The sequence below is a fragment of the Gillisella vitis genome, assembly GCF_001541345.2.
Taxonomy (GTDB): domain Bacteria; phylum Pseudomonadota; class Alphaproteobacteria; order Rhizobiales; family Rhizobiaceae; genus Allorhizobium; species Allorhizobium vitis.
Map to the genome: position 1 here is coordinate 262,382 of NZ_LMVL02000005.1, position 17,885 is coordinate 280,266.

Annotated in this window: 17 protein-coding genes; 11 read left to right on the forward strand and 6 right to left on the reverse strand. The window is 58.4% G+C overall.

The features are described 5' to 3' along the window. Window positions 1-125: 125 nt before the first annotated feature. The gene (locus tag ASB66_RS18565) at window positions 126-2,672 is read right to left on the reverse strand and encodes an ABC transporter permease (protein WP_060718700.1); all 2,547 of its coding nucleotides are present in this window, start codon (window positions 2,670-2,672) and stop codon (window positions 126-128) included. After that, window positions 2,669-3,385, reverse strand: a complete 717-nt coding sequence (locus ASB66_RS18570; RefSeq protein WP_060718699.1) for an ABC transporter ATP-binding protein — start codon at window positions 3,383-3,385, stop codon at window positions 2,669-2,671. Before ASB66_RS18570 ends, ASB66_RS18565 begins: the two co-directional genes overlap by 4 nt. A gap of 92 nt (window positions 3,386-3,477) precedes the next feature. Between ASB66_RS18570 and ASB66_RS18575 the strand changes: the two genes are divergently transcribed. The 8 genes from ASB66_RS18575 to ASB66_RS27015 all read left to right on the forward strand — a co-directional run bounded on the left by ASB66_RS18575 (window position 3,478) and on the right by ASB66_RS27015 (window position 8,456). Continuing rightward, window positions 3,478-4,248, forward strand: a complete 771-nt coding sequence (locus ASB66_RS18575) for an arylesterase (RefSeq protein ID WP_411910085.1) — start codon at window positions 3,478-3,480, stop codon at window positions 4,246-4,248. 66 nt (window positions 4,249-4,314) lie between these two features. Further along, the gene (thpR, locus tag ASB66_RS18580; protein WP_060718698.1) at window positions 4,315-4,902 is read left to right on the forward strand and encodes an RNA 2',3'-cyclic phosphodiesterase; all 588 of its coding nucleotides are present in this window, start codon (window positions 4,315-4,317) and stop codon (window positions 4,900-4,902) included. 115 nt (window positions 4,903-5,017) lie between these two features. Continuing rightward, the gene (locus ASB66_RS18585) at window positions 5,018-5,320 is read left to right on the forward strand and encodes a 4a-hydroxytetrahydrobiopterin dehydratase (protein WP_060718892.1); all 303 of its coding nucleotides are present in this window, start codon (window positions 5,018-5,020) and stop codon (window positions 5,318-5,320) included. A gap of 93 nt (window positions 5,321-5,413) precedes the next feature. Beyond that, entirely contained in the window at window positions 5,414-5,839 is a 426-nt protein-coding gene (locus ASB66_RS18590) for a YkvA family protein (RefSeq protein ID WP_060718891.1), read from the forward strand. Window positions 5,840-6,120: 281 nt separating this feature from the next. Continuing rightward, on the forward strand, window positions 6,121-6,630 hold the full coding sequence (locus ASB66_RS18595) for an invasion associated locus B family protein (RefSeq protein WP_015917432.1): 510 nt from the start codon (window positions 6,121-6,123) through the stop codon (window positions 6,628-6,630). Between the two features lie 298 nt (window positions 6,631-6,928). Next, window positions 6,929-8,107, forward strand: a complete 1,179-nt coding sequence (gene rlmN / locus ASB66_RS18600; protein WP_411910084.1) for a dual-specificity RNA methyltransferase RlmN — start codon at window positions 6,929-6,931, stop codon at window positions 8,105-8,107. Further along, window positions 8,107-8,331 (forward strand): hypothetical protein, encoded by a 225-nt coding sequence (locus ASB66_RS18605; RefSeq protein WP_015917430.1) that lies wholly within the window; start codon window positions 8,107-8,109, stop codon window positions 8,329-8,331. The genes rlmN and ASB66_RS18605 overlap by 1 nt, the downstream gene beginning before the upstream one ends. Next, on the forward strand, window positions 8,328-8,456 hold the full coding sequence (locus ASB66_RS27015; RefSeq protein WP_267889528.1) for a hypothetical protein: 129 nt from the start codon (window positions 8,328-8,330) through the stop codon (window positions 8,454-8,456). The genes ASB66_RS18605 and ASB66_RS27015 overlap by 4 nt, the downstream gene beginning before the upstream one ends. A gap of 35 nt (window positions 8,457-8,491) precedes the next feature. Here ASB66_RS27015 and ASB66_RS18610 read toward each other — a convergent pair whose 3' ends face one another. The 3 genes from ASB66_RS18610 to ASB66_RS18620 all read right to left on the reverse strand — a co-directional run bounded on the left by ASB66_RS18610 (window position 8,492) and on the right by ASB66_RS18620 (window position 11,027). Next, window positions 8,492-9,133, reverse strand: a complete 642-nt coding sequence (locus tag ASB66_RS18610; RefSeq protein ID WP_060718696.1) for a LysE family translocator — start codon at window positions 9,131-9,133, stop codon at window positions 8,492-8,494. A gap of 81 nt (window positions 9,134-9,214) precedes the next feature. Continuing rightward, complete coding sequence (locus ASB66_RS18615; protein WP_060718695.1) at window positions 9,215-10,030, reverse strand: hypothetical protein; 816 nt, start codon at window positions 10,028-10,030, stop codon at window positions 9,215-9,217. Window positions 10,031-10,172: 142 nt separating this feature from the next. Further along, window positions 10,173-11,027 (reverse strand): SDR family NAD(P)-dependent oxidoreductase, encoded by an 855-nt coding sequence (locus tag ASB66_RS18620; protein WP_060718694.1) that lies wholly within the window; start codon window positions 11,025-11,027, stop codon window positions 10,173-10,175. 323 nt (window positions 11,028-11,350) lie between these two features. Here ASB66_RS18620 and ASB66_RS18625 point away from each other — a divergent pair, with 323 nt between their 5' ends. Continuing rightward, window positions 11,351-12,574, forward strand: coding sequence for an argininosuccinate synthase (locus ASB66_RS18625; protein ID WP_060718693.1), 1,224 nt, complete (start codon window positions 11,351-11,353; stop codon window positions 12,572-12,574). A 52-nt stretch (window positions 12,575-12,626) separates the two neighbouring features. Here the strand turns inward: ASB66_RS18625 and ASB66_RS18630 are convergent, their stop codons facing one another. Then, window positions 12,627-13,805 carry a multidrug effflux MFS transporter gene (locus ASB66_RS18630; RefSeq protein ID WP_060718692.1) on the reverse strand — a complete coding sequence of 393 codons (1,179 nt, stop codon included), beginning with the start codon at window positions 13,803-13,805 and terminating at the stop codon, window positions 12,627-12,629. 237 nt (window positions 13,806-14,042) lie between these two features. Here ASB66_RS18630 and ASB66_RS18635 point away from each other — a divergent pair, with 237 nt between their 5' ends. Both ASB66_RS18635 and ASB66_RS18640 read left to right on the forward strand, forming a co-directional pair. Then, window positions 14,043-16,127 (forward strand): M3 family metallopeptidase, encoded by a 2,085-nt coding sequence (locus ASB66_RS18635; RefSeq protein ID WP_060718890.1) that lies wholly within the window; start codon window positions 14,043-14,045, stop codon window positions 16,125-16,127. 129 nt (window positions 16,128-16,256) lie between these two features. After that, complete coding sequence (locus tag ASB66_RS18640) at window positions 16,257-17,837, forward strand: alkaline phosphatase D family protein (protein WP_114386833.1); 1,581 nt, start codon at window positions 16,257-16,259, stop codon at window positions 17,835-17,837. Window positions 17,838-17,885: the final 48 nt, after the last annotated feature.

A 17,885-nucleotide genomic window follows, 5' to 3' on the forward strand; every position in this document is an offset into this window, starting at 1 on the left:
GGGCTCCAGCATGCGTAGCGTCAATATGGGAGCAATAACGCTATAGAACAAGAGCTTTTGCGTTAAACCTCGGTAATGTCGCCTATGGTCATCCAGTTCGGTTAACGGACAAGTCCCCATCCCTGTCAGAGTTCCCGCAGAACCGGCGCGGCCTTCTGCCCCAGCACCCGCCATGTTCCGGCAAGGCCGATGCCGATCGTCGTCACCAGCGCCAGCGCGACGGTGGAAACGGCGACCCCGGGCAGGAAGCTGGCGGGCAGTTTCATGATCTGGCTGACCACATACCAACCCGCAACGCTTCCGGCCAGAAGCGCGAAAATCGCCGTGGCAAGGCCAAGCAGCAGATATTCGTAGGTAAAGGCGCGGATCAGCATCGGTCGCGTTGCTCCCAGCGTTTTCAGCACCACCGCGTCATGGGTGCGGCCCCGATTGGCTGCCGCAAGCGCGCCCGACAGCACCAGAACCGATGAAATGAGGGCAATGGCGGCGGCGGCCCGGATGGCAACGGCCAATTGGCCGACCAGCGAATTCACCATGTCCAGCGCATCCTTGACCCGAACACTGGTAATGGTCGGAAAGGCCTTGGTGACCGAACGCAGGATGTTTGCTTCCTGCTGCGGACTGGCGGATGGCTCAGTCAGGGTGGCGATCCAGGCATGGGGTGCCCCAGCAAAGGTATTGGGCGAAAATACCATGACGAAATTGATCGACAGGGATTGCCAATCCACCTTGCGGAAATTGGCGATTTTCGCGGTGATGGTGCGGCCCAGCACATTGACGGTTACCGTATCGCCGAGCTTCAGGCCCAGTTCGCCTGCTTCCTGGGCTGAGAACGACACCAGCGGTTCACCCTTGTAATCCGGTGTCCACCATTGGCCCTCTGTCACCGTGGCATTTTTAGGCAGGTCGGTGGCATAGGTAATGCCTCGGTCGCCGCGCAGGACCCAACGGCCCTGCGGCGGCACGTTCATCTTGGCCACGTCCTGGCCATTGAAGGCGGTGATCCGCCCACGCAACATCGGCACTTCAACGACCTGCCCCTGCGGTGCCTCGCGAGCGATGATCTGACGGAAATCATCGAGCTGGTCGCGCTGGATATCGACGAAAAAGAAATTCGGGGCTTTTTCAGAGAGCGTTCCAGTGAGATTGCGCCGCAGATTGCCATCGATCATCGACAGCGTCACCAGAAGCGCAAGGCCAAGGCCGAGCGACAGAATGACCGAGGGTGTCAGCGCGCCTGGGCGATGGATATTGCCGACCGCCAGCCGCAGCGCAGGCGAAGGAAGTCGAGGGCTTTTCCGGGCAAGTGCTGCAACGCCATAAGCGACCAGCCGCAGCACCACGAAGCTGGCAGCCATGGCAATCAGGAAGAATATCGCCAGCCGCCGATCATAGGCGGTCAGAATCGCCAGTGCGGCAAGGGCGAGGATCGCCAGCCCTGCCACCAGCACATATGGCCAGGAGGGCAGGCGGCGGGTCTCGAAACCCTGCTCGCGAAATAGCGCCGTGGCTGGCACTTGCCGCGCGTGTCCGAGCGGCATGACGGCGAAGGCCAGCGTGGTCAGCCCGCCAAACAGCAGCGCCAGCAGCAGGGAGCGTGGGTAAATGGCGAAATCCGCCTGGATCGGCAGGAATTGCGCGAGATAATAGCTGGCGATCCAGGGCGCGATGGCCCCAATGGCAAGCCCCAGCGCAATGCCGATGCTGGCGACCATCAGGATCTGGAACAGATAGACCATGACGACGACGCTAGCCGGTGCGCCCAGGCATTTCAGCGTGGCAATGACGCTACGCTTGCTGTCAAGAAAGGCGCGCACCGCATTGGCAACGCCGACACCGCCAACAATCAACGCCGTCAGCCCGACAAGTGTCAGGAATTGCGAAAACCGGGTGATGTTTTCGGTCAGGTTGGGTGCTGCCCGGTCGCTGGTGCGGATTGACCAGCCCGCATCGGGAAATTGCTGCTTTGCCTGATCCTGAATGGCCGCGAGCGATGGGCTGCCGGGTTTCAGCCTGATTTTGTAGACCTGTTCGACCAGGCTGCCGGTCTGGATCAGGCCGGAGGCGGCGAGTGCTTCGCGGCTGGTGATGACACGCGGCGCAAAGCCGAAGCCTTCCGAAATGGCATCAGGCTCGGTGGTGATGGTGCCGGTGATGACCAACCGGACGGAGCCGACCAGCAGGCTATCGCCGATCTTTATCCCCAGACGGTCGAGCAGCAAAGGAGCTGCAACCGCGCCATAAGCGTCGCCGGTTTTTGTCAATAGGTCAGCCAAGGGCTGATCCGGCGTGGCGACGAATGTGCCATAGAGCGGATAGGCGCCATCGACCGCTTTGATCTCGGCCAGAGACTGGTCGGAGCCATCCGGCAACCGGGCCATGGAGCGCAGGCCAGTGGAGGCTGAGACGGTGCCGAGCCCCTGGAGGAAGGCGCTTTCCGCCGCATTGGCCTCCCGGTTGTTCAGCTCAAACCGGATGTCGCCACCCAGCAGCGACTGCCCCTGGCTGGCAATGGACCGGGTAATCGAAGTGGAGACGGAGTTGACGGCGGCAATCGCCGCCGTGCCAAGCGCGATGCAGGCCAGGAAAATATAAAATCCGCCAAATCCGCCGCGCATTTCGCGGGCGCTGAGACGCAAGGCGGTTCTGAGACGTTGCAAAAATCCGCTCATGCCGAAACGGTCTCGTCCGCCAGCGTCTTGCCAGCCTCGTCATCCGGCTCGATCTGGCCGGAGCGGACGCGGACCTGTCTTGAGCAGCGACCGGCCAGCGCGGTATCGTGGGTGACCAGAACCAGCGTGGTCTTGCGCTCGGCCTGTTTGGCAAACAGCAGGTCGGCAATCTGCCGTCCGGTTGCGCCATCCAGGTTGCCGGTCGGCTCATCGGCAATCACCACGGCGGGCGAGGGAGCAAGGGCGCGGGCAATAGCCACCCGCTGCTGTTCGCCACCGGACAACTGGCCGGGATAATGGCTGAGCCGTTCGCCGAGGCCGACGGCGCGCAACTCGCGGGCGGCAATGTCGAAAGGGTTTTTGACATTGGCCAGTTCCAGCGGCACGGCGACATTTTCCAGCGCGGTCATATTGGCAATCAGATGGAAGGACTGGAAGACGATGCCGATATTGCGGCCGCGAAAATCGGCGAGGGCATCTTCGCTCAAGCCATGCAGCGCGGTGCCGTTGATGTGGATTTCGCCGCTGTCCAGCCGTTCCAGCCCGGCCAGCACCATCAGCAGCGTTGATTTTCCCGAACCGGACGGGCCGACAATGCCAATCGATTCGCCTTCTGAAATATCCAGATCCATACCCTTGAGGACGTGGACCGAGGCGGCGGCATTGCCAAGGGTGAGATCGGCTTTTCTGAGCTGAATGATGGTTTGTCTCACGCGGTTTTCGTCCTATATGAGGGTCTAGGTCTTTAACGCCTTGGCGATGTCCGGTCGGGCATCATGATCGTCTACGCGAATTTAGGAAAGCCATCATGGGTTTTAAACCTGTCCCCCTTCAATTCGCCGTCATAGTGATGGCTGGCTTGCTCGCAGGCGGTAGTTTTGCCCTGCCGAGCGTCGCTCAGGAGCAGGCTCCGCAAGGGCAGCCGTCAGAACAGTCCATGCCTGATCAGCTTCTACCGGACCAGTCCATGCCAGAGGATGCAACGGGGGATACGCCGGTGGCGGACGCGCAAGTGCAATTGATTGGGCTCGGAGATAGTCTGATGGCCGGCTATCAGCTTCAGGGCGACGAGGCATTGACGAGCCAGCTGGAAAAAGCCCTGCATGACAAGGGCATGAATGTCAGTATCGGCAATGCAGGCGTGTCCGGCGATACCACGGAAGGCGGCTTGGCGCGGGTCGACTGGTCGGTGCCGGATGGAACGCAGGGCGTTATCCTGGAGCTTGGCGCCAACGATGCGCTGCGCGGCATCGCGCCGGAAGAGAGTGAAAAAAACCTGGCGGCGATCATCGAAAAATTGCAGGCCCGCAAGATCGGCGTTTTGCTAGTGGGTATGATCGCACCGCCCAACATGGGCGCGGATTACGCCAAAAGGTTCAATCCGCTCTATCAGCGCCTGGCTGAGAAATATAAAATTCCGCTCTATCCCTTTATCCTTGAGGGCGTCGTGACCGATGCCACGTTGAAACTGGGCGATGGCATGCATCCCAATGCCAAGGGCGTAGGGGTGATGGTCGAGCATATGCTGCCCGCCGTCCAGAGTTTCGCGAAAGGTTTGGAGGATAAGATGAATTAACGACTTGCTTACCCTTTGCAAGCATGATTCGTTGTTAGCATCTGCAAAAGATTCGGGGAGCTCTCCATGCCGAGATTGTTCACTGCCCTCGAAATTCCGCGCAACGTGGCCTTGAGCCTGTCTTTGCTGCGCGGCGGGCTTCCGGGAGCCCGATGGATCGATGTGGAAAATTACCACATCACCCTTCGGTTCATAGGCGATATCGACGGGCGAACCGCCGATGAGATCGTCGATAGGCTGGATCGCATCGACCGGCCGGAATTCCAGCTCAGTCTGAACGGCATCGGGTCCTTCGGGTCGAAGAAGCCGCATTCCATCTGGGCAGGCGTCACGCCACACCCGCAGATGACGGCGCTCCAGGGCGAAATAGAGCGGATCTGCCAAAGAGTGGGTCTGCCGCCCGACCCCCGAAAGTTCACGCCGCATGTCACACTGGCGCGGCTGAAGTCATCGAGACTGGATGACGTTGTACATTATCTGTCAGGGCGCGGTAATTTCCAGACCGCGCCCTTTTTCGTTCCAAGGTTCGTCTTGATGTCCTCCAAGGAATCGGTGGGGGGTGGCCCTTATCTGAAGGAGGAAATCTTCCCCCTCTATGAAGAACGCTCAGAGGTCAGTTTTTCAGAGCATGCCGAGCATTCGCTGAACGGATAAACCTAGTCTGAAAGCGGACGTCGAAGGAACTTTTTGCGCTCGAATGGCTTGTCTCACGAGTGCTTCTCGCTATGTCAGCGAGTGATATGCTGCGGCGGCCAGATTGGAATTGATCATGCGATATGAACGGCTTGCGCCAGATGCGATCCAGGGCGCTCTGCGGGATGTGGATGGATGGAGCCTGTCTGAACAGGGCGACGCGATCACCAAGGAATTTTCCTTCGACGACTTTGCCCAGGCCTTCGGCTTCATGACCGAATGCGCCATCATTGCCGAAAAAATGGGTCATCACCCGGAATGGTTCAATGTCTACCGGCGGGTCGACGTAAAGCTGACCACCCATGATGTTGGCGGATTGACCGGGCATGATCTGAAGCTGGCAGCTGCCATGGACCAGGTCGCAAAGCGGCGCGTTTGACAGAAACACGCGTCATTCCCATATCAGGGCCATATCCGGGTTCACACCCCAAGCTGGAGAGTGAGAAAGAGGCAGGTCATGGTCGAGTCGAAACTGGACGATGTGAAGATCGGTGAAATTCTTCTGCCGGGCGATGAGGCCGAACAGCAAAAGCAGGAGCAAAAGCTGAGCCGTACCTTCTGGCCGAAGATGCGAAAGGCAATTCGCCACATCCCGTTCAGCCGGGATGTGATTGCTGCTTTCTATTGCGCGACGGATCGGCAGACGCCGCTTCGGGTGCGTGGTATATTGCTGGCGGCGCTTGGCTATTTCGTCCTGCCCTTCGATGCTATTCCCGATATGCTGGCCTTTGTCGGATTTACAGACGACATTGCCGTGCTGACGACGGCGCTGGCGATGATCAATGGCCATATCAAGGAACGTCATTACGATGCAGCCGATGCAGTCTTGGCCGATGATGGCGATCCGGTGCAAGGTGAAGGAAAAAGCGCACCACAGGGGCAGACTGAGCGGGGCTGATTGCGACATTTTCAACTATGGCGCCAGTCTCTTGCGTCATAGTCCAATTCCTGCCTGATTCCTTGTGTTCTACCAAAGAGCCGGTTGATCTGCCGGTGCCTTCAATCTGTACCATTTTCGGAAAAGGACTGACTGGAAGCATGGATTTGTCGGCTATAAGCTGTGCATTTCATGTCTCGTTGACGGTTTGGTAACCAAAATTAAGTCAAATTGAATGAGGTTTCGAGGCTGGACACGAGACTGGTTGTCTTGGCGTCCGACGAAAAAGCGGCAGGAAGAAAATGTTTGTAAAAAGAATCGCAACCGCAGTCGCAATCATGCTGGCATTCGCAGATGTGGCCGCGGCGCAATCGCCAAGCCCGACGCGGATCGAGCAGTTCAAGGCTTGGGGTGCTTATTCCTACAAGTCCGGCAATAGCACGGTCTGCTATGTGCTGTCGGTGCCGACCACGAAGGAGCCGCCCTCCGTCAATCACGGCGATATTTTCTTCATCGTCTCGCAGCGTCCCGGCCAGAACATTTCCTACGAACCGCAGGCGATGATGGGCTATACGCTGAAGACCGGCTCCAAGGTGACGGTGAAAATTGACGCCAAGAGCTTTACGATGTTCACTAAGGATAGCGCCGCCTGGGTGGAAAATGCCGCCGAAGAGCCAGCTTTGGTGGCCGCGATGAAGGTCGGCAAGACCATGAGCGTCCAGGCCGTGTCCGGTCGCGGCACGCCAACCAATTACGCCTATTCGCTTCAGGGTATTTCCGATGCGCTGAAACGCATTGAAAAGTGCAAATAACATTTGCTTTGCGATGCGACAAAGGCCGGGTTTCCCGGCCTTTTTGCGTTTTGGGATGACGTCGGGGTATTTTGATGATAAAGGCCCGGCAAATGCGGTCTTGAAGGCTGCCGCGCCGTTGTCTGCTGATGATGGGGTGTTATCGATTTCTTGCACACAGCAAAGTTGAAAAATAGAGTGCGAAGGCCCGCGTCATTCTATGGCTGCTAGGCTGTCGATCACTTGGTTTTGATGAGGTTAAGCGATGGCTGCCACGGAAATTATCATTGAGCGGACGCCCCAGGCGCGGCCCGCCGCCATGGCTGGCGCCACCAAGCCGACCCTGATCGGCCAGACCCGCGAGGAAATGGGCGACATGCTCCGCGAGATCGGCGTGGCTGACAAGCAGGTGCGGATGCGCGTTGCCCAGCTGTGGAACTGGATCTATGTGCGCGGCGTCTCCGATTTCGACCAGATGACCAATGTCGCCAAGGACATGCGCGAGAAGCTCAAGGCGCATTTCACCATTGCCCGACCTGAAATTGTCGAGGAACAGGTGTCCAATGATGGCACCCGCAAGTGGTTGCTGCGCTATCCGCCGCGCGGTGCCGGGCGTCCGGTCGAGGTCGAGTGCGTCTACATTCCAGAAGAAGGCCGGGGAACGCTCTGCGTTTCCAGTCAGGTTGGTTGCACGCTGACCTGCACCTTCTGTCACACCGGCACGCAAAAGCTGGTGCGCAACCTGACGGCGGAAGAAGTGCTGTCGCAACTGTTGCTGGCTCGCGACCGGCTGGGCGACTTTCCCGACCGCGATGCGCCTGTCGGCGCGATGGTGCCGAATGAGGGCCGTAAGATCACCAATATGGTGATGATGGGCATGGGTGAGCCACTCTACAATTTCGAGGAAGTGAAAAAGGCGCTGCTGATCGCCTCGGATGGCGATGGACTGTCGCTGTCAAAGCGCCGCATCACGCTTTCCACCTCCGGCGTGGTCCCGGAAATCTACCGCACCGGCGATGAAATCGGCGTGATGCTGGCGATTTCGCTGCATGCGGTGCGTGACGAATTGCGCGACCTGCTGGTGCCGATCAACAAGAAATATCCGCTGAAGGACCTGATCGACGCCTGTCGCAATTATCCGGGCCTGTCCAATGCCCGGCGGATTACCTTCGAATACGTGATGTTGAAGGATGTGAACGACAGTCTTGAGGATGCCAAGGGCCTGATTCAGCTGTTGAAGGGCATTCCGTCCAAGATCAATCTCATTCCCTTCAATCCGTGGCCCGGCACCAATTATCAGTGTTCCGACTGGGACCAGATCATGAAATTTGCCGATTTCATCAATTCGGCAGGTTATGCCTCACCGATCCGCACGCCGCGCGGCCGCGATATTCTGGCCGCCTGCGGGCAGTTGAAGTCGGAATCGGAACGGATGCGCAAGACCGAACGTCTGGCCTATGAGGCGATGATGATTGTGGGCCATGGCGAGGACGATTGATGGAAATTGCCGTTCGCAATGAACGAACCAAGCTGACGGCAACCTATATCAATGGCGTTGCCATCGCGATTTTTGCCGTTGGAGGTTTTGCGCCTGTCATCTCTACGGTCAATAGTGGCCATGGTCCGAACGGAAATCTCGCTCTTGTCTGTTCCATTTGCATTTTAGCGTCTGTGGCATTACATTTGTTAGCGCGGAAGATATTGAAAGGTCTGAAGCCATGAGCACAGAGCAATTTCTGACAATGTTGATCATGCCTGTCGGCGGATTGATGATTGGCTTTTTCATGCTCTTCATCACCCGCAAGGACCGCATTGACGCCGAAAAGTCGCGCAAACACGTTCATTGATCTGCGTTATCGCGCCTTTTTAGACGCACGCTCTGTCATCGCGCCTGGGTCATCAGGATCTTGGCGGCGAAGACTGAAAACACACCTGCAAAGGTGTAATCCATTCCCCTGAGCACTTTCGGATTCTGTTGCAGCCAGCCAGCCAGCTTGTCAGCGGCCAGCACGATGGCGACCGTGATGGGGAGCGACACCAGCATGAACCAGAAACCGAGGAACAGCAGCTTTCCGGTGACATCGGGATCATGCGCCGTGACGAATTGCGGCAGGAAGGTCATGAAGAAAATGATGACTTTCGGGTTGAGCAAATTGACCCAGATCCCGTTGAGAAACGCGGCCTTCACGCTGCCCTTTGCGCCCGCTTCAGGCGTGGCGACGAATTTCGAGCCATGGCGGATTGCCTGGAAGGCGAGCCATGCCAGATAAGCAGCCCCACCGCTTTTCAGAATCAGAAAGGCTGTCGGCGAAGCAACGATAAGGGCGGAGACCCCGAAAGCCACCAGCATCGTATGCACTGCAATTCCGAGATTGGTGCCGATCAGCACGGCAAGACCTGCCGCCTTGCCATCGCGCAATGCACGGCTGATGGAGAGGGTCATGTCCGGCCCCGGCGTTGCCGCCAGCAACAGGCAGGCGGCGGTAAAGGCTAGAAGGGTCGGCAGGCCCGGAATGAAGGTCATGACTATCTCGCATGGCATATGAAAAGAGTTCGCGGGCCATGTTACGATCCGCGATCCCTTTTCAGCAAGCGGATGCGAGGCTTATTTTTGCTCTCTGGTGGTTTTCAGCTGTGATGGATGAACCAGTTTCACCCGTTTTTCGGGGTGAATCCCGAAGACTTTTTCAAAGTCCACGGGTCCGAGAAGGTCAGCGGCCTGGTCCAGCATGTGCTGGTTACGCGCGTTGATCAGCTCAATCGAGGGCGCTGCCGTGCCTGGCAGATCCATTGCCATGTAGGATGCGACCGTGTCTCGCAAGTCCAGCAGTTTTTGCAGCTTTTCGGGCTGGTCGCCCAGTGTCTGGCGGGCATGGTCGAGAAAATCGTCTGGCAGGTCGCTCATCGCATCCTCTTCCCGGATCGCTCCGCTGGTCTCTCCCGCTGTGCAGGTGGTGATCTTCTTTGCCCATGCGGCCTTGCGGGTGCCATAGGTACCATAAAGAAAGGTACTCAAGGCATATCCGGCTGCGCCCTTGACGGTCAAAGGCGCTGTGGTTGCCGTTTTCGTTGCATACAGCACCTGGTTGGCAATCTGATGGCAAACGCCATTCACACCATAGACCAGAATGGTTCCGTTCGGCGGTGAATTGGAAAGCGATCCCTCGACATTGGGTTCGACAAGGCAACTGGCGACGGCAGTGTTGCCGTCCTGCTGGGCAAGCAGGCCGGTTGGATAATCATCGGTGGAGCCGGTGGCGTGAAAATCACCCCAGCAATACCAATAGGTTTGTCCGGCCTGTGTCACCGCATCGATTGTCGCATAGGGGGTAACCCGGTTGTCATAGGTCGTGACCCAGGTGTGATCGAGAGGATTGCCTTCAAAAAATGCGGGATTAACCCAGGCGTAAAAAACAGTCATTGAAACATCTCCATAACAATAATGAAGATATCGATACACTCATAGCGCGAAACTTTAAATAGAATTCTCGTAAATTTTGCAGGACCGTAACAGATGTCGGGAGCCATCTGTCACGGCCTGACGTTTAAGACAAAAAGGCCACTCAGCCTTGCAAATGCGCCTTGAAGGCCTCTGCGTAGTCAGGGTGCCAGCGCGACAGCGGCGGACGGTTTTCGATGATGTCGCCAGCCGCCCAGGCAATACGCTTCTCATCCGTCGCCCGGTTGACATCGTTGTCGGGGCAGAGAATGTAGAAATCGCCGCGTTTGAGGCTGTCCAGCATGAAATCCACCGTCTGCTCCGGGGTCCAGGCCGCGTCGGGCTTTGTCGTCCGCTCGCCGGCTGTGAGACCGGTGAAGACGAAGCCGGGAATCAGCAGATGGGCGCTGACATTACAGTCCGGTGTGTTGCGCAGTTCATGCTGCAAGGCCTCGGTGAAGGCTTTGACGCCGGCCTTGGCAACATTATAGGCGGGGTCGCCGGGAGGCGTGGTAATCCCCTGCTTGGAGCCGGTATTGATGATGATGGCCGGGTCCTTGTGGGCGATCATATCAGGCCCGAATACCCTGGTGCCGTGGACGACGCCCATCAGGTTGACGGCGAACACGTTGTCCCAGTTGACCTGTGGTCCGAACAGGCTGCTGCCTGGCTGGATGCCGGCATTGTTCATCAACAGGTGGACACGCCCGAAGCGTTGAAGCACGGCGCGCTCCAGTGCTTCCAGTTCATCCAGCTTGCTGACGTCTGTCTCGATGGCGACGATATCGCTCTCCGGATTTTCCGAGAAAGTGGCGACTTCGCTGCGTGCATTGGCAAGCGCATCCCCACCGAGATCGGCGAGCACGACGCACATGCCCTGACTGGCGAAAGCCTTGGCGGCGGCAAGGCCGATGCCTGAAGCTGCCCCGGTGACGACCGCGACCTTGCCCTTGGCAATTACCGATTGAATGTCGGTCATGTCTTGCTCCTTTGATGGCTCGGAAATGGCCCATGCTGGAAGAGCATGAACCGCTCCAATTCTATCGTTTCTATGCAATTCCTGGCTGAAATGCTTGAATCTACCCGTGGAATTGTCGCATTCACGACATTCGGCATATGGGACAGAGGGCCTCCAAGTCAAATCACGCCGGTTTTTTTGATCTACCTCCTGCCTTTCCTCTACCCGCATCGACCATGTCCGAGGGCTTCACCCTTGCATGACGCGCCAATCCGGCTAAAAGTGCCTCCAACCCGAGGGGGCCCGGTTCAGTGGCCTCGCCCAGACATACGGACTTCGCACTCATGGTACTTCCGAAAGACGTCAAAAAGGTCGTTCTCGCCTATTCCGGCGGTCTCGATACCTCGATCATCCTGAAATGGCTCCAGACCGAACTCGGCGCTGAAGTCGTGACCTTCACCGCCGATCTTGGCCAGGGTGAAGAGCTGGAACCGGCCCGCAAGAAGGCGGAAATGCTGGGCATCAAGGAAATCTTCATCGAGGATGTCCGCGAGGAATTCGTCCGCGATTTCGTCTTCCCGATGTTTCGCGCCAATGCCGTCTATGAAGGCGTCTACCTGCTCGGCACCTCGATTGCCCGGCCGCTGATTTCCAAGCACCTGATCGAGATTGCCAGGAAGACCGGCGCCGATGCTATCGCTCATGGCGCGACCGGCAAGGGCAATGACCAGGTTCGTTTCGAGCTTTCGGCCTATGCGCTGAACCCTGATATCAAGATCATCGCGCCCTGGCGCGACTGGGCCTTCAAGAGCCGGACCGATCTGCTGGCCTTTGCTGAAGCAAATCAGATCCCTGTCGCCAAGGACAAGAAGGGCGAAGCGCCGTTCTCCGTTGATGCCAACCTGTTGCATTCTTCTTCCGAGGGCAAGGTTCTGGAAGATCCGTCCCAGGAAGCGCCGGAATATGTGCATATGCGCACGATTTCGCCGGAAGCCGCTCCCGATAAGGCGACCGTCATCAAGGTTGGCTTTGAAAAGGGCGATGCCGTGTCGATCAACGGCGTGCGGATGAGCCCGGCGACGCTGCTGGCCGAACTCAACACCTATGGCCGTGACAACGGCATTGGCCGCCTGGACCTGGTTGAAAATCGCTTCGTCGGCATGAAAAGCCGTGGCGTTTACGAGACCCCCGGCGGCACCATCCTGTTGACCGCCCACCGCGCCATCGAATCGATCACGCTGGACCGTGGCGCTGCTCATCTCAAGGATGAGCTGATGCCGCGCTATGCCGAGCTGATCTATTACGGCTTCTGGTTCTCGCCGGAGCGTGAAATGTTGCAGGCGATGATCGATAAGAGCCAGGAACATGTCGAAGGCGAAGTGACGCTGAAGCTCTACAAGGGCAATGTCATGGTCATCGGCCGCGAATCGCCAAAGTCGCTCTATTCCGACCAGCTTGTCACCTTCGAAGACGATCAGGGCGCCTATGACCAGAAGGATGCAGCGGGCTTCATCAAGCTCAATGCACTTCGCCTGCGCACGCTGGCCAAGCGTAATCTCGGCAAGTAATCATAGGATTTGAAAGATTTGAAACCGTCGCCGGGACACTGGCGGCGGTTTTTTATTGGGTCTGCTTCCAGGCACGAAGGAAGCCGAGATAGGCGATGATCGCCATCAATTCCATCAGGGGAATGATGGTGCCGAAGGCGGTCAGCGGATCGCCAAGCCAGGAAGCGGCAAGCCCGCCCAGAAAACCGCAGCTCATCTGCACGAAGCCCATCAGGGCCGCCGCCGAGCCCGCCAGTGTTGGATGCGGCAGCAGACCTGCGGTGGAGATATCGGGAATGACGAAGGCCATGCCGAAGGCGCAGACGGCGACCGGTCCCATGATGGAGAGATAGGTTGGCATCAAAAGGTGGGTGGACAAAAAAATCAGCAATCCGCCGCATCCTGCCAGTGTCAGCCCGAAGCGCAGGGCCTGACCGGGTCGCAGATGGCTTGATACCAGCCGCAGCACCACCGAACCGGCGAAATAGGAGCCGGTCTGCATCAGCATGCCAAGGCCGAATTGCGCGGGAGATAACCCGACTTTGTTGATCAAAACGAAAGGCAGCATGGTGGATTGCGCGTAGAGCGCGCCGACACAGCCGCCCAGAACCAGGGCCGAGCATAAGACCCGCCGGTCGGCCATCAAGGTCGCGTAAGAGGCGATAAGCCGGGCCGGGCGAATCATCTGCCGGTCCGGCACCGCCGTTTCCGCCATCAGAATGGCGACCGTGATAATGCTGACCACGCCGAACCCGACCATCAGCAGAAACACCGATTGCCAGCCGAAGGCGACAAGCGCCAATCCGCCGACGGTCGGCCCCATGGCCGGTCCGATGGCTAGCATGATGCCGATCATATTGATGATCCGAGAGGCCTGCTCCCCGACGAATTGGTCGCGGACCATGGCGCGCGACACCGTGACCCCGACGGATGCGCCGATGCCCTGAACGATGCGCCCGGCCAGCAGAAACTCGACAGAGGGCGCAAACGCCGCGGCCAGGCTGCCGAGGAGGTAGATGCCAAGAAAGCCCAGCGTCGCATGGCGTCGTCCGAACGCATCCGAACACGGCCCGGACAGCAATTGCGCGCAGGCAAAGCCCGCGAAATACAGTGACAGGCTGAGCTTGATGGCCGCATCCGTGGTGGAAAAGGCATGGACCAATTGCGGCATGGCTGGCGTGTAAATCGCCATGGACAGCGGACCGATCATCGTCAGCAGTGCGCCAAGCAGGGAGGTGCGGTTCTCGCTCATCCGGGACGGCGGGGTGGCGGATTTCGTCATGGGGCGGGGACATATTCAACGGGCATGGATCACTGGTAAGCCAGCCGGGGTGCAATTGAAATGGAAAATCCTTCAGGCGATGGCCGGTCATTGCCATCGGAGATCCCACGGATGCCCCACCCCGCGCAACAGAGGGGTGACGCAGGGGTGACAATGGCGGGAGTGATCGCCTATATCTTTGTCATTGATGAGAAGGATTGCTTCGTGATGACATCTCCAGACCGTAATCTTGGCCCCAACGGCGCTTTTGCCACCGTCACAGAATGGAATGGGCCGCATGGCCTGCCGAATTTCACTGCCATCGGCGATGAGGATTTTGCCCCGGCTTTCGACATGGCGCTGGCCGAACACGACGCGGACATCGACACCATCGCCCATTATCCTTCGGAGCCGACATTCGACAACACCATCGTCGCACTGGAGATCGCCGGTGACGGGCTGTCGCGGGTCTCGGCGCTGTTCTGGAACAAGGCCGGTGCCGATACCAATAAGGTCATCCAGGCGCTGGAGCGCGAGATTGCGCCGAAAATGTCGCGCCACTATTCAAAGATCAGCATGAATGCCGCACTGTTTGCCCGCGTTGATGCCTTGTGGGAAAAGCGCGATAGCCTGGGCCTGACGCTGGAGCAGACCCGGGTGCTGGAACGGCATTGGAAGGGTTTCGTCAAGGCCGGTGCCAAGCTCGCCAAGCCCGAACAGGAGCGGTTGGCGGCGATCAATGAGCGGCTGGCAAGCCTTGGCGCCAATTTCGGTCAGAATGTGCTGGGCGATGAGACCGATTGGGCATTGCCGCTGACCAGCGATGACGAGCTGGCGGGCATTCCCGATTTTCTGAAGGATGCGATGGCCTCTGCCGCGCAAGCCCGTGGCAAGGGCGAAGCCTATGCCGTGACGCTGTCACGCTCGGTCATCGTCCCCTTCCTGACCTTTTCCGAGCGCCGGGACCTGCGCGAGACCGCCTTCAGGGCCTGGGTTGCCCGGGGTGAAAATGGCGGTGAGCGTGACAACCGCGCCATCGTGACCGAAACCCTGGCGCTTCGGGCGGAAAAGGCCAAGCTGTTGGGCTATAAGAATTTTGCCGCCCTGAAGCTCGACAATACCATGGCCAAGACCCCGGAAGCGGTCAACGGCCTGCTGATGCAGGTCTGGGAACGCGCCGTCGCCCAAGCCGCCATCGAAGAGCAGGAATTGGCGGACCTGATTGCCAAGGACGGCAAGAACCACGCGGTTGCGCCCTGGGATTGGCGTTTCTATGCCGAGAAGCTGCGCTCCGAGCGGTTCAATTTTTCGGAAGCCGAACTGAAGCCTTATCTGCAACTGGAAAAAATCATCGAAGCCTGCTTTGCTGTGGCGCAAAAACTGTTCGGCATCACTGCCGTGCCGTTGAACGATGTGAAGGGCTATCACCCCGATGTGCGGGTGTTTGAAATCCGTGAGGCGGATGGCACGCTGAAGGCGCTGTTCCTCGGCGATTACTTCGCCCGGTCCTCGAAGCGCTCCGGCGCCTGGATGAGCTCCTTCCAGTCGCAGCACAAGCTGCACTTGAAAAACGGCAGGCAGGGCGAATTGCCGATCATCTACAATGTCTGCAATTTTGCCAAGCCTGCCGAAGGCAAGCCAGCGCTGCTGTCGCTGGACGATGCCCGCACGCTGTTTCATGAATTCGGCCATGCCCTGCATGGGATGCTGTCGGACGTGACCTATCCGTCCGTGTCGGGTACCGCCGTATCGCGCGATTTTGTGGAGCTGCCCTCGCAGCTCTATGAACATTGGCTGACGGTGCCGGATATCCTGAAAACCTATGCCGTGCATTATCAGACCGGTGAGGCCATGCCACGGGCCTTGCTCGACAAGGTTCTGGCAGCACAAACCTTCAATGCCGGGTTCGATACGGTTGAATTCACCTCATCGGCGCTGGTCGATATGGCGTTTCACACGCGGGAAGATCAGGTGGGCGATCCGATGGCAGTACAGGCAGAAATTCTCCAAAAAATCGGCATGCCGTCTTCCATCGTCATGCGCCATGCCACGCCGCATTTCCAGCATGTGTTTTCCGGCGATGGCTATTCGGCTGGCTATTATTCCTACATGTGGTCGGAAGTGCTGGATGCCGATGCCTTCGAGGCTTTCGAGGAAACCGGCAATGCCTTCAATGCTGATATGGCTGCACGCTTGAAGGACAATATCTATGCCATCGGCGGTGCAGTGGACCCGGAAGAAACCTACAAGGCTTTCCGTGGTCGGTTGCCGAGCCCGGAAGCGATGTTGAAGAAGCGTGGGCTTGCGGCATAAGCTGTTCGGCTGCTGTTGCAGGAAATTTAATGAAACTGTCACGCTGCGGTTAAGCGCCTGACATGTCTCTCTGTTTGGGTCCGACGTCGGTTCGATTGAACCGGCGTCGTTTTCCCAAGGAGAGGTTTGATGTCCACATCCTTCACGGCGCTCAGCCGCCGTTCGTTTCTTCTCGGCACCAGTGCCGCCGGGCTTGCTGCCGGCTCCGGTCTGGCGCTGCCGTTTTATGCGCGGGCGGCGGATCGCCCCGTTTTCACCCACGGCGTCCAATCCGGCGATGTCGATCTGAATTCCGGGATGATCTGGACGCGGGTAGACCGCCCTTCGCGGATCATGATGGAATATTCGACCACCGAAAGCTTTGCCAATCCTGTGCGTTTGCCCGCTCTCAACGCGCTGCCGGACAGTGACTATGCCGTGAAGCGGCTTTTGACGGACCTACCTGCCGACCAGGAGATTTTCTATCGGTTCACGGCGGCTGATCTTTCCCATATCAACAGTGTTTCCGAGCCGATCACCGGCCGGTTCCGCACTGCACCCGCTTCGAGGCGCAACGTCCGCTTCGTCTGGTCGGGTGACACGGTGGGGCAGGGCTGGGGTATCGATGAAACCGGTATGAAGACCTATGCCACCATGGCCAAGCATCAGCCGGATTTCTTCCTGCATTCCGGCGACACCATCTATGCGGATGGTCCCATCAAGGAAGAAGTCGACCTGAAGGACGGCACCAAGTGGAAGAATGTCATCGTCACCGATGAAAAGCGCAAGGTGGCCGAAACCCTGGACGAATATCGCGGCCAGTGGAAATACAATATGATGGACAAGAACGTGCTGGAACTGTCGGCGATCTGTCCGACCCATTACCAGTGGGACGATCATGAAGTGCTGAACAACTGGTCGTCGGGCAAGGACCTGACTGCCGACAGCCGCTATAGCGAAAAATCCATCGCCCTGCTGTCGGCGCGTGCCGCCCGCGCCTTCCATGAAATGACACCGATCCGCTATACGCCTGCCGAGCCGGGCCGGGTTTACCGCAAGATTTCCCATGGTCCGCTGGTCGACGTGTTTTTCCTCGACATGCGCAGCTATCGCGGCCCCAATCACGATGGCATGGAAACCGTCCAGACGCCGGAATCGCGCATCCTGGGGGCTGAGCAGGTGGCGTGGCTGAAGCGGGAACTGACCAATTCCAAGGCGACCTGGAAAATTATCGCCGCCGACATGCCGTTGAGCCTGATCGTCTGGGACGATTATCTCAATAAGAAAGGCACTGAAGCCGTGGCCCAGGGCGATAATGGCGAGGCGCGTGGCCGCGAGCTGGAAATTGCCGAACTGCTTCGGCACATGAAAACGACCGGCATTCGCAATACCGTCTGGCTGACGGCGGATGTGCATTATACCGCCGCCCATTACTACAATCCTGACAAGGCGGCCTTCCAGGATTTCGAGCCGTTCTGGGAGTTTGTCTCCGGTCCCCTGCATGCGGGGACGTTCGGGCCGAACGATCTCGACATGACCTTCGGCCCTGAGCTGAAATTCATCAAAGCGCCGACCGCCGAGCAGGGCCAGAACCTGCCGCCGTCAGCGGGTCTTCAGTTCTTCGGCATCGTCGATGTTGATGGGCAGAGCGAACAGCTCTCCGTGCGGCTGATGGACCGGGACGACAACGAACTCTACAAGGTCGTGCTCGATCCGGTGCGCAGCGCCTGATTCTGCGGTGAAAATGCGGCAGAGCGTCATCAAGACGCTTTGCCTCTT

Coding starts and splice junctions, on each gene's coding strand:
- rlmN (WP_411910084.1), top strand. CDS start 6,929: ATGGCTGGCGCCACCAAGCCGACCCTGATCGGCCAGACCCGCGAGGAA.
- ASB66_RS18635 (WP_060718890.1), top strand. CDS start 14,043: ATGACATCTCCAGACCGTAATCTTGGCCCCAACGGCGCTTTTGCCACC.
- ASB66_RS18625 (WP_060718693.1), top strand. CDS start 11,351: ATGGTACTTCCGAAAGACGTCAAAAAGGTCGTTCTCGCCTATTCCGGC.
- thpR (WP_060718698.1), top strand. CDS start 4,315: ATGCCGAGATTGTTCACTGCCCTCGAAATTCCGCGCAACGTGGCCTTG.
- ASB66_RS18630 (WP_060718692.1), bottom strand. CDS start 13,805: ATGAGCGAGAACCGCACCTCCCTGCTTGGCGCACTGCTGACGATGATC.
- ASB66_RS18640 (WP_114386833.1), top strand. CDS start 16,257: ATGTCCACATCCTTCACGGCGCTCAGCCGCCGTTCGTTTCTTCTCGGC.
- ASB66_RS18610 (WP_060718696.1), bottom strand. CDS start 9,133: ATGACCTTCATTCCGGGCCTGCCGACCCTTCTAGCCTTTACCGCCGCC.
- ASB66_RS27015 (WP_267889528.1), top strand. CDS start 8,328: ATGAGCACAGAGCAATTTCTGACAATGTTGATCATGCCTGTCGGCGGA.
- ASB66_RS18565 (WP_060718700.1), bottom strand. CDS start 2,672: ATGAGCGGATTTTTGCAACGTCTCAGAACCGCCTTGCGTCTCAGCGCC.
- ASB66_RS18595 (WP_015917432.1), top strand. CDS start 6,121: ATGTTTGTAAAAAGAATCGCAACCGCAGTCGCAATCATGCTGGCATTC.
- ASB66_RS18615 (WP_060718695.1), bottom strand. CDS start 10,030: ATGACTGTTTTTTACGCCTGGGTTAATCCCGCATTTTTTGAAGGCAAT.
- ASB66_RS18620 (WP_060718694.1), bottom strand. CDS start 11,027: ATGACCGACATTCAATCGGTAATTGCCAAGGGCAAGGTCGCGGTCGTC.
- ASB66_RS18585 (WP_060718892.1), top strand. CDS start 5,018: ATGCGATATGAACGGCTTGCGCCAGATGCGATCCAGGGCGCTCTGCGG.
- ASB66_RS18605 (WP_015917430.1), top strand. CDS start 8,107: ATGGAAATTGCCGTTCGCAATGAACGAACCAAGCTGACGGCAACCTAT.